The organism is Streptomyces bicolor (assembly GCF_000719285.1).
In the GTDB taxonomy this organism is placed as follows: Bacteria; Actinomycetota; Actinomycetes; order Streptomycetales; family Streptomycetaceae; genus Streptomyces; species Streptomyces bicolor.
This window is the reverse complement of the sequence record NZ_JOFS01000021.1, coordinates 104,386-120,618: the sequence shown is the minus strand read 5'-3', so window position 1 is coordinate 120,618 and position 16,233 is coordinate 104,386. Positions and strand designations below refer to the sequence as shown.

Annotated in this window: 19 protein-coding genes and 1 pseudogene; 10 read left to right on the top strand and 10 right to left on the bottom strand. The window is 70.0% G+C overall.

Annotated features, from left to right (window positions below; translation table 11 throughout):
• The first annotated feature begins 143 nt into the window (after nucleotides 1-143).
• Both IF78_RS0127270 and IF78_RS0127265 read left to right on the top strand, forming a co-directional pair.
• Nucleotides 144-1,148 carry a hypothetical protein gene (locus IF78_RS0127270; RefSeq protein WP_031478860.1) on the top strand — a complete coding sequence of 335 codons (1,005 nt, stop codon included), beginning with the start codon at nucleotides 144-146 and terminating at the stop codon, nucleotides 1,146-1,148.
• Nucleotides 1,149-1,287: 139 nt separating this feature from the next.
• Nucleotides 1,288-1,920, top strand: a complete 633-nt coding sequence (locus IF78_RS0127265) for an HAD family hydrolase (RefSeq protein ID WP_031478859.1) — start codon at nucleotides 1,288-1,290, stop codon at nucleotides 1,918-1,920.
• Here IF78_RS0127265 and IF78_RS0127260 read toward each other — a convergent pair.
• Complete coding sequence (locus IF78_RS0127260) at nucleotides 1,896-2,147, bottom strand: hypothetical protein (protein ID WP_031478858.1); 252 nt, start codon at nucleotides 2,145-2,147, stop codon at nucleotides 1,896-1,898. The genes IF78_RS0127265 and IF78_RS0127260 overlap by 25 nt on opposite strands.
• 165 nt (nucleotides 2,148-2,312) lie before the next feature.
• Here IF78_RS0127260 and IF78_RS50480 point away from each other — a divergent pair, with 165 nt between their 5' ends.
• Nucleotides 2,313-2,696, top strand: coding sequence for a cold-shock protein (locus tag IF78_RS50480; RefSeq protein WP_031478857.1), 384 nt, complete (start codon nucleotides 2,313-2,315; stop codon nucleotides 2,694-2,696).
• A 13-nt stretch (nucleotides 2,697-2,709) separates the two neighbouring features.
• Here the strand turns inward: IF78_RS50480 and IF78_RS0127250 are convergent, their stop codons facing one another.
• The 4 genes from IF78_RS0127250 to IF78_RS0127235 are packed head-to-tail and all read right to left on the bottom strand — an operon-like array spanning nucleotide 2,710 to nucleotide 6,180.
• Nucleotides 2,710-3,561, bottom strand: a complete 852-nt coding sequence (locus IF78_RS0127250; RefSeq protein ID WP_031478856.1) for a 1,4-dihydroxy-6-naphtoate synthase — start codon at nucleotides 3,559-3,561, stop codon at nucleotides 2,710-2,712.
• Nucleotides 3,548-4,252, bottom strand: a complete 705-nt coding sequence (locus tag IF78_RS0127245) for a futalosine hydrolase (protein ID WP_199921369.1) — start codon at nucleotides 4,250-4,252, stop codon at nucleotides 3,548-3,550. Before IF78_RS0127245 ends, IF78_RS0127250 begins: the two co-directional genes overlap by 14 nt.
• Complete coding sequence (locus tag IF78_RS0127240; RefSeq protein WP_031478854.1) at nucleotides 4,222-4,692, bottom strand: hypothetical protein; 471 nt, start codon at nucleotides 4,690-4,692, stop codon at nucleotides 4,222-4,224. The genes IF78_RS0127245 and IF78_RS0127240 overlap by 31 nt, the downstream gene beginning before the upstream one ends.
• 60 nt (nucleotides 4,693-4,752) lie before the next feature.
• Nucleotides 4,753-6,180 carry an MFS transporter gene (locus tag IF78_RS0127235; protein ID WP_031478853.1) on the bottom strand — a complete coding sequence of 476 codons (1,428 nt, stop codon included), beginning with the start codon at nucleotides 6,178-6,180 and terminating at the stop codon, nucleotides 4,753-4,755.
• A gap of 389 nt (nucleotides 6,181-6,569) precedes the next feature.
• On the opposite strand from IF78_RS0127235, the gene IF78_RS0127230 reads away from it, so the two are divergent.
• On the top strand, nucleotides 6,570-7,496 hold the full coding sequence (locus IF78_RS0127230) for a DUF3027 domain-containing protein (protein ID WP_031478852.1): 927 nt from the start codon (nucleotides 6,570-6,572) through the stop codon (nucleotides 7,494-7,496).
• A gap of 148 nt (nucleotides 7,497-7,644) precedes the next feature.
• Here the strand turns inward: IF78_RS0127230 and IF78_RS43940 are convergent.
• The 3 genes and pseudogenes from IF78_RS43940 to IF78_RS0127210 all read right to left on the bottom strand — a co-directional run bounded on the left by IF78_RS43940 (nucleotide 7,645) and on the right by IF78_RS0127210 (nucleotide 9,579).
• Nucleotides 7,645-7,991, bottom strand: a pseudogene (locus IF78_RS43940) (hypothetical protein).
• A 67-nt stretch (nucleotides 7,992-8,058) separates the two neighbouring features.
• Nucleotides 8,059-8,892: a helix-turn-helix domain-containing protein gene (locus IF78_RS0127215; RefSeq protein WP_031478851.1), complete on the bottom strand. Its 834-nt coding sequence runs from the start codon at nucleotides 8,890-8,892 to the stop codon at nucleotides 8,059-8,061.
• A gap of 264 nt (nucleotides 8,893-9,156) precedes the next feature.
• On the bottom strand, nucleotides 9,157-9,579 hold the full coding sequence (locus IF78_RS0127210; RefSeq protein ID WP_031478850.1) for an ATP-binding protein: 423 nt from the start codon (nucleotides 9,577-9,579) through the stop codon (nucleotides 9,157-9,159).
• A 155-nt stretch (nucleotides 9,580-9,734) separates the two neighbouring features.
• Here IF78_RS0127210 and IF78_RS0127205 point away from each other — a divergent pair, with 155 nt between their 5' ends.
• From IF78_RS0127205 to IF78_RS0127185, 5 genes are all read left to right on the top strand, one after another.
• Nucleotides 9,735-10,610, top strand: coding sequence for a helix-turn-helix domain-containing protein (locus IF78_RS0127205; protein ID WP_031478849.1), 876 nt, complete (start codon nucleotides 9,735-9,737; stop codon nucleotides 10,608-10,610).
• The gene (locus tag IF78_RS0127200; RefSeq protein ID WP_031478848.1) at nucleotides 10,607-10,819 is read left to right on the top strand and encodes a DUF397 domain-containing protein; all 213 of its coding nucleotides are present in this window, start codon (nucleotides 10,607-10,609) and stop codon (nucleotides 10,817-10,819) included. The genes IF78_RS0127205 and IF78_RS0127200 overlap by 4 nt, the downstream gene beginning before the upstream one ends.
• 69 nt (nucleotides 10,820-10,888) lie before the next feature.
• Nucleotides 10,889-11,620, top strand: a complete 732-nt coding sequence (locus IF78_RS0127195) for a DUF7873 family protein (protein ID WP_031478847.1) — start codon at nucleotides 10,889-10,891, stop codon at nucleotides 11,618-11,620.
• Nucleotides 11,621-12,098: 478 nt separating this feature from the next.
• Nucleotides 12,099-12,545, top strand: a complete 447-nt coding sequence (locus tag IF78_RS0127190; protein WP_031478846.1) for a hypothetical protein — start codon at nucleotides 12,099-12,101, stop codon at nucleotides 12,543-12,545.
• Between the two features lie 34 nt (nucleotides 12,546-12,579).
• Complete coding sequence (locus IF78_RS0127185) at nucleotides 12,580-13,134, top strand: hypothetical protein (RefSeq protein WP_031478845.1); 555 nt, start codon at nucleotides 12,580-12,582, stop codon at nucleotides 13,132-13,134.
• A 28-nt stretch (nucleotides 13,135-13,162) separates the two neighbouring features.
• On the opposite strand, the gene IF78_RS0127180 is transcribed toward IF78_RS0127185, so the two are convergent.
• Both IF78_RS0127180 and IF78_RS0127175 read right to left on the bottom strand, forming a co-directional pair.
• Entirely contained in the window at nucleotides 13,163-14,254 is a 1,092-nt protein-coding gene (locus IF78_RS0127180) for a sensor histidine kinase (RefSeq protein WP_031478844.1), read from the bottom strand.
• Complete coding sequence (locus IF78_RS0127175) at nucleotides 14,247-14,942, bottom strand: response regulator transcription factor (protein ID WP_031478843.1); 696 nt, start codon at nucleotides 14,940-14,942, stop codon at nucleotides 14,247-14,249. Before IF78_RS0127175 ends, IF78_RS0127180 begins: the two co-directional genes overlap by 8 nt.
• Nucleotides 14,943-15,029: 87 nt before the next feature.
• Between IF78_RS0127175 and IF78_RS0127170 the strand changes: the two genes are divergently transcribed.
• Nucleotides 15,030-16,139 (top strand): endonuclease/exonuclease/phosphatase family protein, encoded by a 1,110-nt coding sequence (locus IF78_RS0127170; RefSeq protein WP_078662599.1) that lies wholly within the window; start codon nucleotides 15,030-15,032, stop codon nucleotides 16,137-16,139.
• Nucleotides 16,140-16,233: the final 94 nt, after the last annotated feature.

The following is a 16,233-nucleotide window of genomic DNA, read 5'->3' as shown; positions in this document are numbered from 1 at the left end:
GACCCACACCACCCGCCGATATGACCCGCCCCGCCCGCCGATATGACCCGCCCCACCCGCCGATATGACCCGCCCCACCCACCCTGTCCTGCGCTAACGTCGTCCCACGGGGTATCCAACGCACCCACCCCGGAGGGGACTTCGTGGGGATCGAGAGCGACCAGGTCGTCTACGAGTATCTGAGCCGCGTCGGCGACGTGGCCCAGCAGCGGCAACTGCCGTCGGCCGCCCGCATGCGGCTGGTGTCCGAGCTGCGCGGCGAGATCGACCGGCGCCGTGCCAAGGCCCCGGTCGACAGCCCCGCCGCCGTCCGCCGCATCATCGCCCGCCTCGGCACCCCGGACGAGGTCGTCGCGGCCGCCGGCGGCAAGGCCGCCCCCGCGCCACAGGCACCGGTCGCCTCCGTCCCCGTACAGCCGGAGAAACGGGACGCCGACACGGCCGAGGAGCGCCCCAAGGGCCTGCGCCGCATGGTCCCCCGCCCACGCCCCGCCGAGCCCCCGGCCAAAACGGACGACGCTGCCCCGCCACCCCACCTCGCCAGTACGGCCGACCTAGGAGACAGCGCGACCCAGCCCGACTGGTGGCGGGTCGACAGCAGCCCCTTCGGCCCCGGCGAGGACGTCCCGGGATTCGTCGGCGGCGTGGAGATCCCGGAGATGCTCAGGCGACCGGCGGCGAAAGAGGACCCGCTCCGGAAGAAGGACCCGGCCGAGGAGGAGCCCGCCCCGGCCGCGGTCGAGAAGGCCGAGGCCCCGGAACCGCCGGCGAAATCCCGCCGCCTCCTGCCCCGCCCGACCCTCCCCACCGGCCGCTGGAGCAACCCCCTCCTCCTGCTCGCCGCGGCCCTCCTGGTAGCCGGCGCCATCCTCGGCAACCTCATCGCCCTGCTCGTCGGCTGGCTCATCGCCTGGGCCTCCCGGAGGCTCAGCGACGCCGAGACGAAGTGGGCGGTCATGATCATCCCCGCCCTCTCCCTCACGGCGGGCGTGACCTGGCTGTGGGGCCGCACGAACGGCCGCTGGGGCGACCCGATCGCAGAGGGTCAGGCGAACGCGGCGATCGCGGAGACATGGCCCTGGGTGCTGAGGGGGGCGGCGGTAGCGTCGGCGCTATTCATCGTCTGGCGTTCACAGAAGCAGCGCTAGCACAGAGCCGACGGTGAGCTGCCCGACCTAAGGGGCGCGGGGCTGTGTCGATTTGCGGCTCCGCCGCGTGGGCGCGACAAGCCACGAACAACCCGCAGCCGCCATATGACATGCAGTACCGAGCCATTGGGCGGGCACAATGGCCCATATGGCCTCTTCGCTGACCGTCGGCTTCGACCTCGACATGACCCTCATCGACTCCCGCCCCGGCATCCACGCCTGCTACAAGGCGCTGTCCGAGCGCACGGGGACGTACATCGACGCCGACCTGGCGATCACCCGCCTCGGGCCCCCGCTGGAGGAGGAACTGGTCAACTGGTTCCCGGTGGAGCAGCTCGCGGCGACCGCCGACCTGTACCGCGAGATGTACCCGACGATCGCCATAGCCGCGACCCCCGCCCTGCCCGGCGCCCGCGAGGCGATCGCCGCCGTACGGAACGCGGGCGGCCGGGCGATCGTCGTCACCGCCAAGTACGAGCCGAACGCCAAGCTGCACCTGGAGCACCTCGGCATCCAGCCCGACGCGGTCGTAGGCAACCTGTGGGCCGAGCAGAAGGCGGCGGCCCTGCGCGAGCACGACGCGGCCGTCTACGTCGGCGACCACGAGGGCGACGTACGCGCGGCCCGCGCGGCCGGCACGCTCTCGGTCACCGTGGCGACCGGGCCGTTCAGCGCCGGTCAACTGGGCGCGCTCGGCGCGGACGTGGTGCTCACGGACCTGACCGGGTTCCCGGACTGGCTGACCGGCTACCTCGAGGCGCCCCGCGCCTGACGCCGCCCGGCCGCGATCGACTGGAACACACCGACACCGGCGACGAGGAATCCGACGCCCATCAGCATGCTCAGTCCGAACATGTACGTCGGAAATGGCGTCGTACCGAGCAGGAACGGGGCCACCGTGACCAGAGTGGCCACGGCACCGATGAAGAACACGACCGCACCGGCACGGATCAGTCGGTCACCGGGAGCGGCGGAATTCGTTTGGGTTTTGTCGCGCACCGGACCAGGGTAGTTCCCTGCGCGAGGGAACAACCGGGCGACGTCTTGTCACCCGCCCGGGGACCATTAGCCTTGGTACCGGCGGGTCATGGTCGACCCGCTGTAGTGCTATCAAGAGCCGTTTTCCGAAGCAGTTTTCCGACGAGTACGAGGACGAGGACAGACGTGCCTACCGGCAAGGTCAAGTGGTTCAACAGCGAGAAGGGCTTCGGCTTTCTCTCCCGCGACGACGGCGGTGACGTCTTCGTTCATTCCTCGGTCCTCCCCGCCGGAGTAGACACACTCAAGCCGGGACAGCGAGTGGAGTTCGGGGTGGTCGCCGGTCAGCGCGGTGACCAGGCGCTTTCCGTCACCGTTCTGGATCCGACCCCTTCGGTCGCGGCCGCCACCCGCAAGAAGCCGGACGAGCTGGCGTCGATCGTCCAGGACCTGACGACCCTCCTCGAGAACATCACACCGATGCTCGAGAAGGGCCGCTACCCCGACAAGGCCTCCGGCAAGAAGATCGCCGGCCTGCTGCGGGCGGTCGCCGACCAGCTCGACGTATAGGCGGCTTGCCGACTCAGGGGAAATCCAGCGCATCCGGGCCGAGGGGCGGTACGAGCCCCTCGGCCGCCGCGCGTGTCAGCAGCCCCCGGACCGCCGCATAGCCGTCCACGCCGAGGTCGTGCGTGAACTCGTTGACGTACAGCCCGATGTGCTGGTCGGCGACGGCCGGGTCCATCTCCTGGGCGTGCTCCATGACGTACGGGCGGGAGACCTCGGGCTCGTCCCAGGCGGCGCGTACCGAGGTGCGGATCGAGTCGGCCAGCCGTGTCAGGGCCGCCGCGCCCAGCGACCTCTTCGCGATGATCGCGCCCAGCGGGATCGGCAGCCCGGTGGTGTTCTCCCAGTGCTCGCCCATGTCCGCGAGCTTGTGCAGCCCGTAGTTCTGGTACGTGAAACGCGCCTCGTGGATGACGAGCCCCGCGTCGACCTTCCCGTCCCGCACGGCGGGCATGATCTCGTGGAACGGCAGCACCACGACCTCGCCGACGCCACCGGGGAGCGTGTCGGCGGCCCAGAGCCGGAACAGCAGATACGCCGTCGACTTCTCGCTCGGCACCGCGACCGTACGGCCCGTGAGGTCGACCCCCGCCTCCCGCGTCAGCACCAGCGGGCCACAGCCTCGGCCCAGCGCGCCTCCGCAGGGCAGCAGGGCGTACTCGCCGAGGACGTACGGCAGCACGGCGTACGACACCTTCAGCGCGTCGAACTCGCCGCGCTCGGCCATGCCGTTGGTGATGTCGATGTCGGCGAAGGTGACGTCGAGCGCGGGGGCGCCGGGGACGCGGCCGTGGGCGAGGGCGTCGAAGACGAAGGTGTCGTTCGGGCAGGGGGAGTACGCGATCCGCAGGGGCTCACCGGTGGTCATGTGGGTTCCAACTCTCCAGGACGGGTGCGAGCTTCCCGAAGGCCTCCGTCAGCGCGGCCAGCGCGTCGCCGACGCGCCAGGCGGCGCGGTCGCGGGGGCCGACGGGGTTGGAGACGGCGCGCAGCTCGAGCACCGGCGTGCGGTGGGCCGCGGCGGCCTCGGCGACGCCGAAGCCCTCCATGGCCTCGGCGAGGGCGGTGGGGTGGCGCTCACGCAGCCGGGCGGCACGGACCGCTGTGCCGGTCACGGTGGAGACGGTCAGGACCGCGCCGGGGCGTGCGCCGGTGGCGGTCGCGACTTCTCGTACGAGTGCTTCCGGCGGACGGTGGGTGACGGCACCGAAGCCCAGCTCGGTGACCGGCAGGAAGCCGTCGGGGGTCTCCGCGCCCAGATCGGCGGCCGTGATCTCGTCGGCGACGACGAGGGAGCCGACGGGGGCGTGGGGGGCGAAGCCGCCGGCGATGCCGGTGGAGACGACCAGGCCGTAGGGGGTGCCTTCCAGGGCGGCGGTGGTGAGTGCCGTGGCGGTGGAGGCGGCGGCGAGGGCGGGGCCGACGCCGGCGGCGATCACATCGACGCCGGGCACCGAGAGCGCCTTGGCCACCGCGTCCCGCTCGGCGGGAACCGCGGTGGCCACCAGGACCCGGAGCGCAGCCGTGGTCAGGCGTCCTTCTTCAGCTTGAAGGACCACAGGCCCGTCACGTCCTTCTCGCCCCCCTTGATCGACACCAGCGTCGAGTCGCCGCTGGCGCCGTACTGGGCGTTGAAGAACACGCTGCCCGGGACGGTGCGGTACGTCTTGGTGCTGGAGTCGGTGAGCGGCTGGCCGTTCATGAGGATGGTCCAGCCCTCGTCCGCGATCTCCGGGTCGACACCGAAGCGCACGGTCTCGTCGGGGTCGACCTTGATGGACTCGATGCCCTTGTCCTTCAGGCACTTCGTCAGGTCCTCGGTCTTGAGGGCCTCGCCCTCGCCACCGCAGGTCGCCTCCGAGTGGACGGAGGACGTGCCGACGGTGATGGTGGCCAGCGGCGTCGGCTTGTCGCAGGCCGACAGCACGAGCAGTCCGGCGGAAACGGCGCCGGCGGCGGCGAGCGCGCGGCGGCGTCGCACAACGGATTGCATGGTCATGGGCGAAGGCTATCGGGCGTGGATGACGTGCTCTCCATGTGGGGGGCGGCGTGCCGTACGTCACGCCACCCGTTGCCGGGTGTGGCCGCCGTGCCGGGCCGAGCCGATCAGGCCCTTGACGGTGGTCAGCCAGCCGGTGGCGACGATCGCCGCGCCGACCAGCAGCCCGAACGAGCCCTCCAGGGGCAGCACGATGCCGATCGCGCCGCCGAGCACCCAGGACATCTGCAGCAGCGTCTCCGAGCGCGCGAACGCCGACGTACGCACCAGCTCCGGCACGTCCCGCTGGATCAGCGCGTCCAGCGACAGCTTGGCCAGCGCCTGCGCGAACCCGGCGACCGCCGCCAGGAAGGCCACCAGGACCGCGCCGAAGAAGATCGCGGCCGTGATCGCCACCGCCAGCACGAACCCCACGACCGTCACGATGATGATCTCCGGCGCCCGGGAGCGCAGCCACGCCCCCACCGCCGTTCCGCACGCGTTCCCGACACCGGCCGCGACGGCCACGATCCCCAGGGACACGGCGGCGCTCTGGCCGGACATCGGGTGCTCGCGCAGCAGGAACGCGAGGAAGAAGATCAGGAAGCCGGAGAGACAGCGCAGACCGGCGTTCGCGCCGAGGGCATGGGTGACGGCGATGCCGACCGTGCGCAGCCCGGGGCGCTTCACCGGCTTGAGGTGCGGCCCGTGCAGATGCTGCTCGTCGGCCGCCAGCAGCGCGGTGTCCTCGCCCTTGGCCGAGTCGACCTTGTGCGGCAGGGAGAAGGACAGGAACGTACCGGCGATGAAGATCAGGAAGGCGCCGTAGAGCGGCCAGCGCGGCCCGATCGCCTGGAGCCCCGCGCCGACGGGTGCCGCGATACCGGTGGCGAGCAGTCCGCCGAGGGTGACCCGGGAATTGGCCTTCACGAGGGAGAAGCGGGGTGGGAGCAGGCGGGGCACGACGGCGCTTCTGACGACCCCGTACGCCTTCGAGGCGACCAGCACCCCGAGTGCGGCCGGATACAGCTGCAGATCGCCGCTGACGACGGCGCTGGACAGGACCAGGGCGAGCAGTGCCCGGGCGAGCATGGCGCCGGCCATCGCGGCGCGCCGGCCGTGCGGGAGGCGGTCGAGGAGGGGGCCGATCACGGGCGCGAGGAGCGTGAACGGCGCCATGGTGATGCCGAGGTAGAGCGCGACGCGCCCACGGGCCTCGTCGGTCGGGACGGAGAAGAACACGGTGGAGGCGAGGGCGACGGTGATCATCATGTCCCCGGCGCCGTTCACCCCGTGGAGCTCGATCAGCTTGCCGAGACCGGACTCGCCGGCGCCCTGCGCGTGGGTGGCCTTGCGGATGCCCCGGGCGGGGCCGGTGACCGGGAAGTGCAGGGCACGCCCGACCGCGCGGAGGGAGCCGCCCATCCGGCCCGTTCCGCCACCTCGACTCCGGCCGCCCTTGGCACCACCGATACCGGTGGCACCTTGCGGCGGCCTCGCGGTTGCCACGACGCAATAGTGCCCCGAGATGGGGGTGGGTAGTGCGGTTACGGCGCGTATGGGGGGAAAGCCATGGGCGGATCTCAGGTCGGCGCAAGGTTGGCGAGACCTCTTGGGGAACGTTGGCGCAAGCTCCGCAGGGAGGTTCGCGGAGGGCAACTCTCAGGCCGGAGCCATGGATTCCTCGCTCGCCGCGCACGGTGAAAGGGCCGTCGGTGTAGGCCCAGCGCTCGCGAACAGGTAGCGTGCGTATCTCAGCCATCCCGCACAATGGATGACGTAGGTGCGCCCGAGCGCGATTCGGACGCGGACGTCGACGCGGCCCACAGGTCCGCTCCGTCCGTTCCACCGCCCAAGGCGCCGCACCCGAGAGACGGCGTAGGAGAGAAGCGATACCCGTGAGCGCAGCGACAACGCGAAGCCGCACCCCCGACCGTCTGTGCGCCGAGGCCGTCGACCTCGCCCGCAGTGCCGCCGAGGAGGCCGCCGCGCCCGGCGTCGTGGGCGAGCATGCGGGCCTGGTCTCCGAGGGCGACCGCGTTGTCACGCACTTCTTCGAGTGCAAGGAGCTCGGGTACCGCGGCTGGCGCTGGGCGGTGACGGTGGCCCGGGCGTCCCGCGCGAAGGTCGTCACGCTCGACGAGGTGGTCCTGCTCCCCGGCCCGGACGCCCTCCTCGCTCCCGAGTGGGTGCCGTGGAGCGAGCGCCTGCGCCCCGGCGACATGGGCCCGGGCGACCTGCTCCCCACGGACGCCGAGGACCTGCGCCTGGAGCCCGGCTACTCGGGTGAGGACGAGCCGGTGTCGAGCTCCGCCGTCTCCCACGAGATGGCCGAGCTGGTGGAGGCCGAGGACGCGGAGGTCACGGCGGGCACCCCCGCGAACCTGCCGGTGGTGCCCTCCCGGGGCTCGATCGCCGCGGTCGCCGAGGAGCTCGGCATGCGCCGCGCCCGGGTCCTGTCCCGCTACGGCCTCCACATCGCCGCGGACCGCTGGGAGGAGGCGTACGGCGCCAAGACCCCCATGGCCCAGGCGGCCCCGGCGTCCTGTGTGACCTGCGGCTTCCTGGCGCCCATCGGCGGTTCGCTCGGCCAGGCCTTCGGTGTCTGCGCGAACGAGTTCTCCCCGGCGGACGGCCGGGTCGTGTCCCTGACGTACGGCTGCGGGGGCCACTCCGAGGCCGCGGTCATGCCGAAGCCGCCGCGTCCGGCTCCGCCGGTGATCGACGAGACCCGGGTCGACCCGTTCCCGCTGCGGCCGGCGGCGGATTCCGGGTCGGTGTCGGTCACGGCGGACGAGGACTCGGCGGAGCTCGGTCACTCGTAGCACGCGGTGACGAGTCGGCGACGGCTTCTCTTGCCGGCCGGGGTCAGGGCACGAGGCTCTTGAGGTCGATGTCGATCGAGAAGGGGACGGCGGTCTTCAGACGGTCACGGTGAATTCCGGTAGCCACGTACGCGCCGGTCTTTCCAACTCACTCGCGAACTGCCTTCATCGCCTCGTCGACAACGGCGCTCAGCTCGCGAAGGGCTTCCCACGCGATGGCCGGATCCTCGTGTTCCACGTTGCTCTGCGCCTGGGCGTAGCGAGTGGACAGGTCCGGCCGACGGGCGATCTCGATCTCCTTGGCCCAGATCAGGACCCAGCTCTGGACAGGGCTCAGCGACTGCCACTCGACTGCCTTGGCGAAAGCCTCGTCCTTCATGGCCTGCATCTCTCCAGGCGGCCTGGCGCGACGATGGCAAGAGCAGCACGCAGGGCATCAGGGGTCTGCTCGGGACGCGGGATCAGTTCGTTTCCGTGGTCGGCCTGAGTGCTCATGGTGTCCTCCGGAGGGTGCCCCGGCCAGAGTATCCGGCCGGAGCGCAGGGGACAGGACGCAATGGGCTCAGACGGCGGTGGCAAGGGCAGTGCGGCAGTCACGGCAGGTTCCTGGGGTGGGTGAGCGGAAGGCGCGGTCGCAGCCTTCGCAGGTCTGGAGTGGGTGGCGGACGGTTGGCGGTGGGGTGAACGGGGGTGGGGGCGGTAGTTGGGTGGTGAGGCGGTGGGCCAAGAGGGATGCCGGGCGGCACAAGGGTTCGGGCGGCAGGTCGGTGGTCAGGGCGTGGCGTACGGCCGTGGGGGTTACGTCCCGTTCCAGCCAGGCGGCGACGCCGGGGGCGAGGTGGGCCGTGTCGTGGGCGGAAAGCAATAGGCGGGGGTCGTGGCGGCGGAGGTCCGTGAGGAGGTCGGTGGCCGTTCGGAGGAGGGTGGGCGCCGGGTAAGCGGGTTGCGGTACGGCAGGGAGGGGTCTGCGGGCGGTCGCGGTTCGCTTCTTCCGGGGCGGCGCCGGGTCGTTCTGGGCATGGCTGCGACCGGGCTGGTTGCAGGAGATCGTGCGGGTGACGATGCGGCCGCCGGGGACGCGCTCGCGTTCGCGGCGCAGGTAGCCGTGGGCTTCCAGTTCGCGCAGGGCGGCGGCGATACGGGTCGTGCCCTCGGGGAAGCGGGCGGCGAGCGTCTTGATGCAGACGCGGGCGCCCTTGGGCAGCGACTGGATGTGGACGGCCAGGCCGATCGCGAGGAGTGAGAGCTCCTGGTGCTGGGCCAGGTGATTGCCGATCACCGTGAAGCGGGTGGTGTGGGGGGTGTTCTCGTGGATCAGGCCGCCCCCGGTTCGGGTGTTCTTGGCGGCAAGGCGGGACTGGGCGCGCGAGGGCGCGCTAGGGTTTTGGGTATCCATCGGGAAGGCTGCTACTTCCTTGGTGGTCAGGCCCTCGCACTGGGATTGCCGTCCCGGCGGGGGCCGTTGCATGTCTGCGGTTGTGTTGCGGCGAGCGTAGGCCAGACAACCTGCCTGAAATCCAGCCGAGTTGGTGATATTCACCCTCCCGGGTGAGCGTGCGCTGGGGGAGGGAGGGGTGGGGTTTGGTGGGGTTCCTTTCACCCTCGGATTCCTTTGTGGGTGACCGCCCGTGCCACCGGAGCCCGGGTTCCCGGGTTCCGGTCAGAGGTTCACTTCGGCCCACACCGTCTTGCGCGGCGGCAGCCCCGGCGCGACGCCCCACCGGTTGGCCAGGGCGGCGACGATGGTGAGGCCGCGGCCCGACTCCGCGTCTAGGGCGGGTACTTCGGCGTGCGGTAGGCGGTCCGCGCGGGTGTCGGTGACTTCGATACGGAGGGTGTCGCCGACGACGTACAGGAGTAGCCGGAAGTCGCGTCCGGGGACGCGGCCGTGCGTTGCCGCGTTCGTCGCCAGTTCGGCCACGATGTGCGCCGCCGGGTCCAACGGCAGGCCCCAGCTGCGGAGTTGCTCGGTGGTGAGCAGGCGGGCGAGACGGGCTCCGCGCGGGGTGGGGGACAGCTGCACGCCGAAGTTTCGGATGGGATTGTCGAGTTGGGCCGTGGGGGCGGCGGTTTCTTGATTCACATCACTCAGCGTGGCCGGGCGTGCTTACTGTGAACAGTGACTCAGCGGGTGCGTCAGGTGACTGTCCGGTGATTGTCCGGTCGTGTCCAGGCTGTCGGGACGGGCTTGCGGGTAGGGCGCTGCTGCACCACGGCGGTACGACGGAGGGGTACGGGATGTCGGTCGAGGCGGACACGGGTCGGCTCAAGACGGAGGCGGACGAGCCGGGTTGGGAGGTGGATCCGGACGACGAGTGGGGCGTCGCCGTCATCGCGACCGTCGGGCGGCAACTGAAGCTGCGGCGGGAGGCGGTCGGGATGCGGGCCGGCGAGTTCGGGCGGCGGGTCGGGTACGGCGAGGACTTGGTGTACAAGATCGAGAGTGGGAAGCGGATCCCCAGGCAGGAGTACCTGGACAAGGCCGACGAGGTGTTGGGGGCCGGTGGGCTCATCTCGGCGACGTGGGAGGACGTGAAGAAGGTCCGGTACCCGAAGAAGGTTCGGGCGCTGGGGGAGATGGAGGCCAAGGCGGTCGAGCTCCAGCTCTACGATCCCCTGAACGTCCATGGCCTGTTGCAGACGCCGGAGTACGCACGCGGGCTTCTCCTGATGCGGCGTCCCGCGTACACCGAGGACGAGGTGGAGCGGTTCATCGCGGCGCGCGTGGCCCGCAAGGCCGTATTCGAGCGGGACCCAGCGCCTGAACTCAGCTTCGTACTGGAGGAGTGGACGCTGCGGCGTCCGCTCGGAGGCCGGCTGGCGTTGCGTAGTCAGCTCGAACATCTTCTGGCGGCAGGGCAGCTGCGGAACGTCGAGCTTCAGGTGATGCCGATGGACCGCGAGGAGCACGCTGGACTGGCCGGTGGTATCGAAGTGCTGAAGTTCGACGACGGCTCGGCGGTGGGGCGTTCGCCAGCCATGGTCAACGGCCGCCCGGTCACGGAGCCCAAGCATCTCCGTATCCTTGAACTGCGCTACGGCATCATCCGGGCGCAGGCTCTCACGCCACGTGAGTCCACGGCCTTCATCGAACAACTGCTGGGGGAAACATGATCCGCAACGCCTCGGCCGGGAACGTCTCCGAGCTGGCGTGGTTCAAGAGCAGCTACAGCAGCAGCAGCGAGGGCGACTCCTGCGTCGAGATCGCGGTAGCGCCCCGCACGATCCACGTCCGCGACTCCAAGTACCGCGACACCAGCCCCCGCCTCGCCCTCGCACCGCAGGCATGGTCCGCTTTCGTCACCTACGCCTCCGAGGGCTGATCCCTCGAAAAGGGAATGCAGGCGTTCGAACAGGTGAGGTACGTTCCTGCCTGTTCGAAGGGGGACCAAGTGGCGAAGCTGAACCAGATCATCGCTGTCGAAAAGGGTGTCAAGAGCAAGTCGCTCCAGGACATCACCGCGGCGCACCACAAGGTGCAGAAGCCCGCGCTGCTGGCCGGTATCTCGCGTACGTACCAGCCGAAGGACGAAGAGGGCGAGCAGCTGCCGCCTGAGTCCACGCGGGTGCAGGTGCAGGCGGAGGACGTGCTGCGGGAGATGTCCGCGTCGCTGACCCGGCTTTTCGACGTGACCGCCACGAAGGACTGGGCCAACTGCACGGCGCGCGCCGACGTCACGGTCGACGGGCGGACGATCGTCGCCGACGTACCGGTCAGCTACCTGCTCTTCCTGGAGAAGCAGCTCACCGACCTGCACACCTTCGTGAAGAAGCTTCCCACGCTCGATGCCGCCGAGTCCTGGTCCCACGACCCGTCCACGGACTGGTGGAAGACGGACCCGGTCCGCACGATCCGTACCAAGAAGGTCCCGCGCAACCACGTCAAGGCGGAGGCGACCGACAAGCACCCGGCGCAGGTCGAGGTGTACTACGAGGACGTGCCCATCGGGTACTGGACGACCGTGAAGTTCTCCGGCGCCCTTCCGGCGCGGCGGGTCAATGAACTGGTGGAGCGGGTCGAGAAGCTCCAGCAGGCCGTGAAGTTCGCCCGCGAGGAGGCCAACGGTGCGGAGGTCACCGACCAGCGGGTCGGCGACGCGGTGTTCGGCTACCTGTTCGGCTGAGGCCGGCCACGGGTAGCATCCATGATCGCCCCCGCGTGCGAGCGCGGGGGTGCGCAACAGGCGCGGGCCGGGATTGAGGACCGGTTCGCGCGATGAGCGCAAGCTGACACTGAAGTTCAGCCTGAAGAAGCGGTGACTGCCCAACGGGGCAGAGCAGCCGCGATCAATCTCAGACTCTCGCTCCAGTCTCAGCATCGCCGCCGATCGCCGGATCGACCGAGGCCGGACGAACGCCGTCGGATGCGAGTTCGACTCTCGCCTGCACCTCTTGCGTGGTGCGGTAGTTCAAAGGAAGAACACGACGGCATGATGACTGATCCGTCCTCTTAAACGCCGCCGGCGTGCGCAATTGGGTGGCATCCCCAGGGGCCCGGGAGCTGGATACGACTCCCGGGCTCCGCCACGTTCCGTGTGCGCGGGACCCCTCCCGGGCACCCGCGTGTAGAACGGCCCCATGCGCCTTCGAGGAGGGGTGGCCATGGGACAGGTACGCGAGGGGGCACGGCTGGGGGCTTGGGCCGTCGGCGGGCTCATCGGCCTGGCGGTGTTGTATGTGATCGGGGTGTTCGTCTTCGGCGGCGCGGGATGGATCACCGCCCCGTTCCGCGGTGAGGCGGACAAGCGCGAGAACACTGTCGGCTCGGGCGAGTTCCGGCAGACCACGTACGAGGAGTTCTTCGATCTGTGCGAGGCGGTGCAGAACGCCGAAGGGACGATCCAGGCGCTCCGGGAGGAGCGGAAGACCGCTTCGGAGACTCGCACGACGCAGATCGACCAGTCGATCACCGCGCTGAAGGCCACGCGGATCGAGTCGGTCAACGCCTACAACTCGAAGGCCGCCCAGGAGCACCGCGCGCCCTTCCGCGACAGGGATCTGCCGTACCGGCTGGATACCACCGCCGAGCGCACGACGTGCACCAACTGATCCCCATCTCATCCCGGGAAGAGGGCAGCACCGCATGAAGAAGTTCGCACGCATGGCCCTGGCCACCGTCGTCGCGCCGGTTGTCGGCCTTGCCCTGACGTCCTGCACCGATTCCAGTCAGGACAAGGAGAACAAGGCCAAGCAGGAGAACTACGACCACCTCGTCGCCCAGCAGCCGGCGGGGCGCATGGAGTACTCACCGACCCGCGAAGCGATCAACCAGTGGATCAAGACGTGGGGGAAGCGGGGCAAACTCTCGTACGTCTACATCCAGAACGCCAACGGCGAGTACGGGTACTTCATCATGAAGGGCTTGCCGGTGCCGCGCTGCAAGATGCTCACTCCGACGGAGAGGGTGGAGTCCTCCTCCCACGGCGTCGCGGTCCTCGCACAGCCCGGCATGGACGGCACGTACACGTCGGGTTCCACCTGCAATGCCTACTACGGTTTCGACGCCACGACGGACGCGTACATGGAGTTCACGGTCGGCACGAACCAGTCGTTCTTCTTGTTCGACAAGCCCATGACGATGCCGGAGTACGCCAGCGCCAAGCAGTTGGGGCCGACCTCGGTGAAGGACGTCGAGTAGCAACCCTGAGCGACCGGGGCCGCCCTTGCTATCGCGGCAGTTCCACAGTGATGCGGATCCCGCCGGCGGAGCGCGGGGTGAGGGTGAGCGTCCCGTCGTGTGCGTGGGTGATGGTTTTGACGATGGCCAGGCCGAGACCGACGCCGGCCTGGTCGGTGTGTATGCGCTCGGTGCCGCGCTGGAACGGCTCGGTGAGTGTGGAGACCAGCTGGGGGGTCAGCTTCTCGCCGGTGTTCTCGACCGTGAGCACCGCAGTTCTGGGGCGGACGCCGGTATTGACCCACACGGTGCCCTGCCCGGGCAGGTTGTGGACTATCGCGTTGTGCAGGAGGTTCGTCGTCAGCTGGAGCAGGAGCGCCGGCGATCCGGTCGTGGGGGTGATGTCGCCGCCGGTCTCGATGGTGACGCCGTGCTTCTCCGCGAGGGGGAGGAGTGTCTCGGTGGCTTCTTCCGCCACGAGGGACAGATCGACGGGTTCTCGTGTGAAGGACCGCTGCTCGGCTCGGCTGACCAGGAGCAGTGCCTCGGTGAGGTCGATCGCTCGGGTGTTGACGGCGTGGAGGCGGTCGATGAGCTCGCCGATGTCGCGGTTCGGATCTGCGCGGGCCACGTCGAGCAGCGCCTTCGAGATCGCCAGCGGGGTGCGCAGTTCGTGAGAGGCGTTGGCCGCGAACCGCCGCTGTTCTGCGACGTGCGCTTCGAGCCGCGCGAGCATCGTGTCGAAGGTGTCGGCGAGTTCGCGGAACTCGTCGTTGCGGCCCGGTAGCCGGATCCGGTGGGAGAGCGAACCGTGCGTGGCCCTGCGGGTGGCGTCCGTGATGCGGGTCACGGGGGCGAGCATGCGGCCGGCGAGGATCCAGCCTCCCAGGAGGCCGAACACCAGCAGGAACGCCAGTACCGCGGCCGCCCTCGGGGCGAAGACGTCCAAGAGGGCGGACCGGACGGGAAAGACGCCGTTCGTGGGGTTGTCGTCGTGGCTGATGAGCGTCGCGCGTTCAGGGACGTAACGCAGGAGGAACACCCACACCGCCGCGAGCAGCAGGACGCCGGCGAGCATGAGGAACCCCGCGTAGCTGAGGGTGAGCTTGAGGCGAACGCTCAATCCGGGCGCCCTATCCATGGTCGCCTCCCTCGGGTTCGGGCTCCGGCTGCGTGTCGATGCGGTAGCCGACGCCTGGCACGGTGGCGATGAGCCAGGGTTCGCCGAGTCGTTTGCGCAGAGCCGAGACCGTGATGCGTACGGCATTGGTGAACGGGTCGGCGTTCTCGTCCCACGCGCGTTCCAGAAGTTCCTCGGCGCTGACGACACCGCCTTCGGCGGCGACGAGGACTTCCAGTACGGCGAACTGCTTCCTGGTCAGCGCGACGTAACGCCCGTCCCGGTAGATCTCTCGGCGGAACGGGTCGAGGCGCAGACCGGCGATCTCCCGTACGGGAGGCCTGCTGTGGGCGCGTCTGCGGTCGAGTGCCCTCAGCCTGAGCGCGAGTTCCCGGAGTTCGAAGGGTTTCGTGAGGTAGTCGTCCGCGCCGAGTTCGAATCCGGACGCCTTGTCGTCGAGACGGTCGGCCGCGGTGAGCATGAGGATCGGCATGCCGCTGCGGGAAGCGACGATGCGTTTGGCGATCTCGTCACCGGAGGGTCCGGGGATGTCGCGGTCGAGGACGGCGATGTCGTAGGCGTTGACGCTCAGCAGTTCCAGAGCGGTGTTGCCGTCGCCCGCGATGTCGGCCGCGATCGCTTCCAGGCGCAGGCCGTCGCGGATGGCTTCGGCCAGATAGGGCTCGTCCTCGACAATCAGCACACGCATGCTGTCGAGGCTACGAGCCGGTGCATATCGTCGGCATATCGGAAACCGCATACGTGCCGGCAACACCGCGCTGCCTTGACTGGCGCAATGACTCGAACCCCAGCAACAGGAACGGCACGAACACCGCCCAGTGGGGTAGGCGAGGCCGACGGTGTCGATCGTGGGCCGGACACCGGCCCCGGTGGCCGGCGCGCGGGCGTCCGCCGGGCGATCCGCACCGCCTCCCGGCCGGAGCCCTGGAAGCGCGGCCCGGTGCTCGCGGTCCTGGCGCTGCTCCTCGGCCTGCTCATGCTGCTGCACGCGCAGGTCCCGAACCGGATCGGGAACCTGGGCAGCCTGGTGGCGACCTTTCTGCCGTGGTTCGGCCTGTTCGTCCCGGTGCTGCTCGCCGGAGCGCTCTGGCGCCGCTCCGCCGCCGCGATGGTCGCGCTGCTGCTACCGGTCACGGTGTGGCTGAGTCTCTTCGGCGGGCTGCTCACCGACAAGTCCCACGCGGGCGGCGACCTCACCGTGGCCGGCCACAACGTCGGCGCCGAGAACCCCGACCCGGTCGGGACCGCTCGCGACCTGGCCGCCTCCGGCGCGGACGTGCTGGCCCTGGAGGAGATCACCGCGCAGGCGAAGCCGCTGTACGAGAAGGAGCTGGAGGCGGCGTACCCGTACCACACGGTGCAGGGCACGGTCGGGCTGTGGAGCAAGCTGCCGCTGTCGCACACCCGGCCGGTCGACATCGAACTGGACTACGGGCCACTGGCGGACACCAAGCCGGCCGACGTCAAGCTGACCTACAACCGCGCGCTGCGCACCACGGTGGCCACGGACCAGGGTCCGCTGGCGGTGTACGTCGCCCACCTGGGTTCCGCACGGGTGAATCCGAAGGGAGGCTTTGCGACGGACCACCGGGACCGCGGCGCGCGGGCGCTCGCCGAGGCCGTCGCCGACGAGCGGAACGAGCGGGTGGTGCTGCTCGGCGACCTGAACGGCACGGTTGACGACCGGGCGTTCGCCGGCCTCACCTCGCAACTGCGCTCCGCCCAGGAAGCGGCCGGGGACGGCTTCGGCTTCAGCTGGCCGGCGAAGTTCCCGGTGGTGCGGATCGACCAGATCCTGGTGCGTGGCGTGGAGCCGGAGAGGTCGTGGGTACTGCCGGCCACCGGCAGCGACCACCTGCCGGTGGCGGCCCGCATCAGCTGGTGAACACGGCCCGTGACGCCGGCCCGCACGCTGCTCCGTCGGCGAGGCCCGGCATGCCTGGCCTTCACCGGTATCCGGACCGCCGTGGCGTGGCTCA

Coding starts and splice junctions, on each gene's coding strand:
- IF78_RS0127170 (WP_078662599.1), top strand. CDS start 15,030: ATGACTCGAACCCCAGCAACAGGAACGGCACGAACACCGCCCAGTGGG.
- IF78_RS0127205 (WP_031478849.1), top strand. CDS start 9,735: ATGTCGGTCGAGGCGGACACGGGTCGGCTCAAGACGGAGGCGGACGAG.
- IF78_RS0127185 (WP_031478845.1), top strand. CDS start 12,580: ATGAAGAAGTTCGCACGCATGGCCCTGGCCACCGTCGTCGCGCCGGTT.
- IF78_RS0127200 (WP_031478848.1), top strand. CDS start 10,607: ATGATCCGCAACGCCTCGGCCGGGAACGTCTCCGAGCTGGCGTGGTTC.
- IF78_RS0127190 (WP_031478846.1), top strand. CDS start 12,099: ATGGGACAGGTACGCGAGGGGGCACGGCTGGGGGCTTGGGCCGTCGGC.
- IF78_RS0127180 (WP_031478844.1), bottom strand. CDS start 14,254: ATGGATAGGGCGCCCGGATTGAGCGTTCGCCTCAAGCTCACCCTCAGC.
- IF78_RS0127250 (WP_031478856.1), bottom strand. CDS start 3,561: ATGACCACCGGTGAGCCCCTGCGGATCGCGTACTCCCCCTGCCCGAAC.
- IF78_RS0127215 (WP_031478851.1), bottom strand. CDS start 8,892: ATGGATACCCAAAACCCTAGCGCGCCCTCGCGCGCCCAGTCCCGCCTT.
- IF78_RS0127175 (WP_031478843.1), bottom strand. CDS start 14,942: ATGCGTGTGCTGATTGTCGAGGACGAGCCCTATCTGGCCGAAGCCATC.
- IF78_RS0127240 (WP_031478854.1), bottom strand. CDS start 4,692: ATGACCATGCAATCCGTTGTGCGACGCCGCCGCGCGCTCGCCGCCGCC.
- IF78_RS0127265 (WP_031478859.1), top strand. CDS start 1,288: ATGGCCCATATGGCCTCTTCGCTGACCGTCGGCTTCGACCTCGACATG.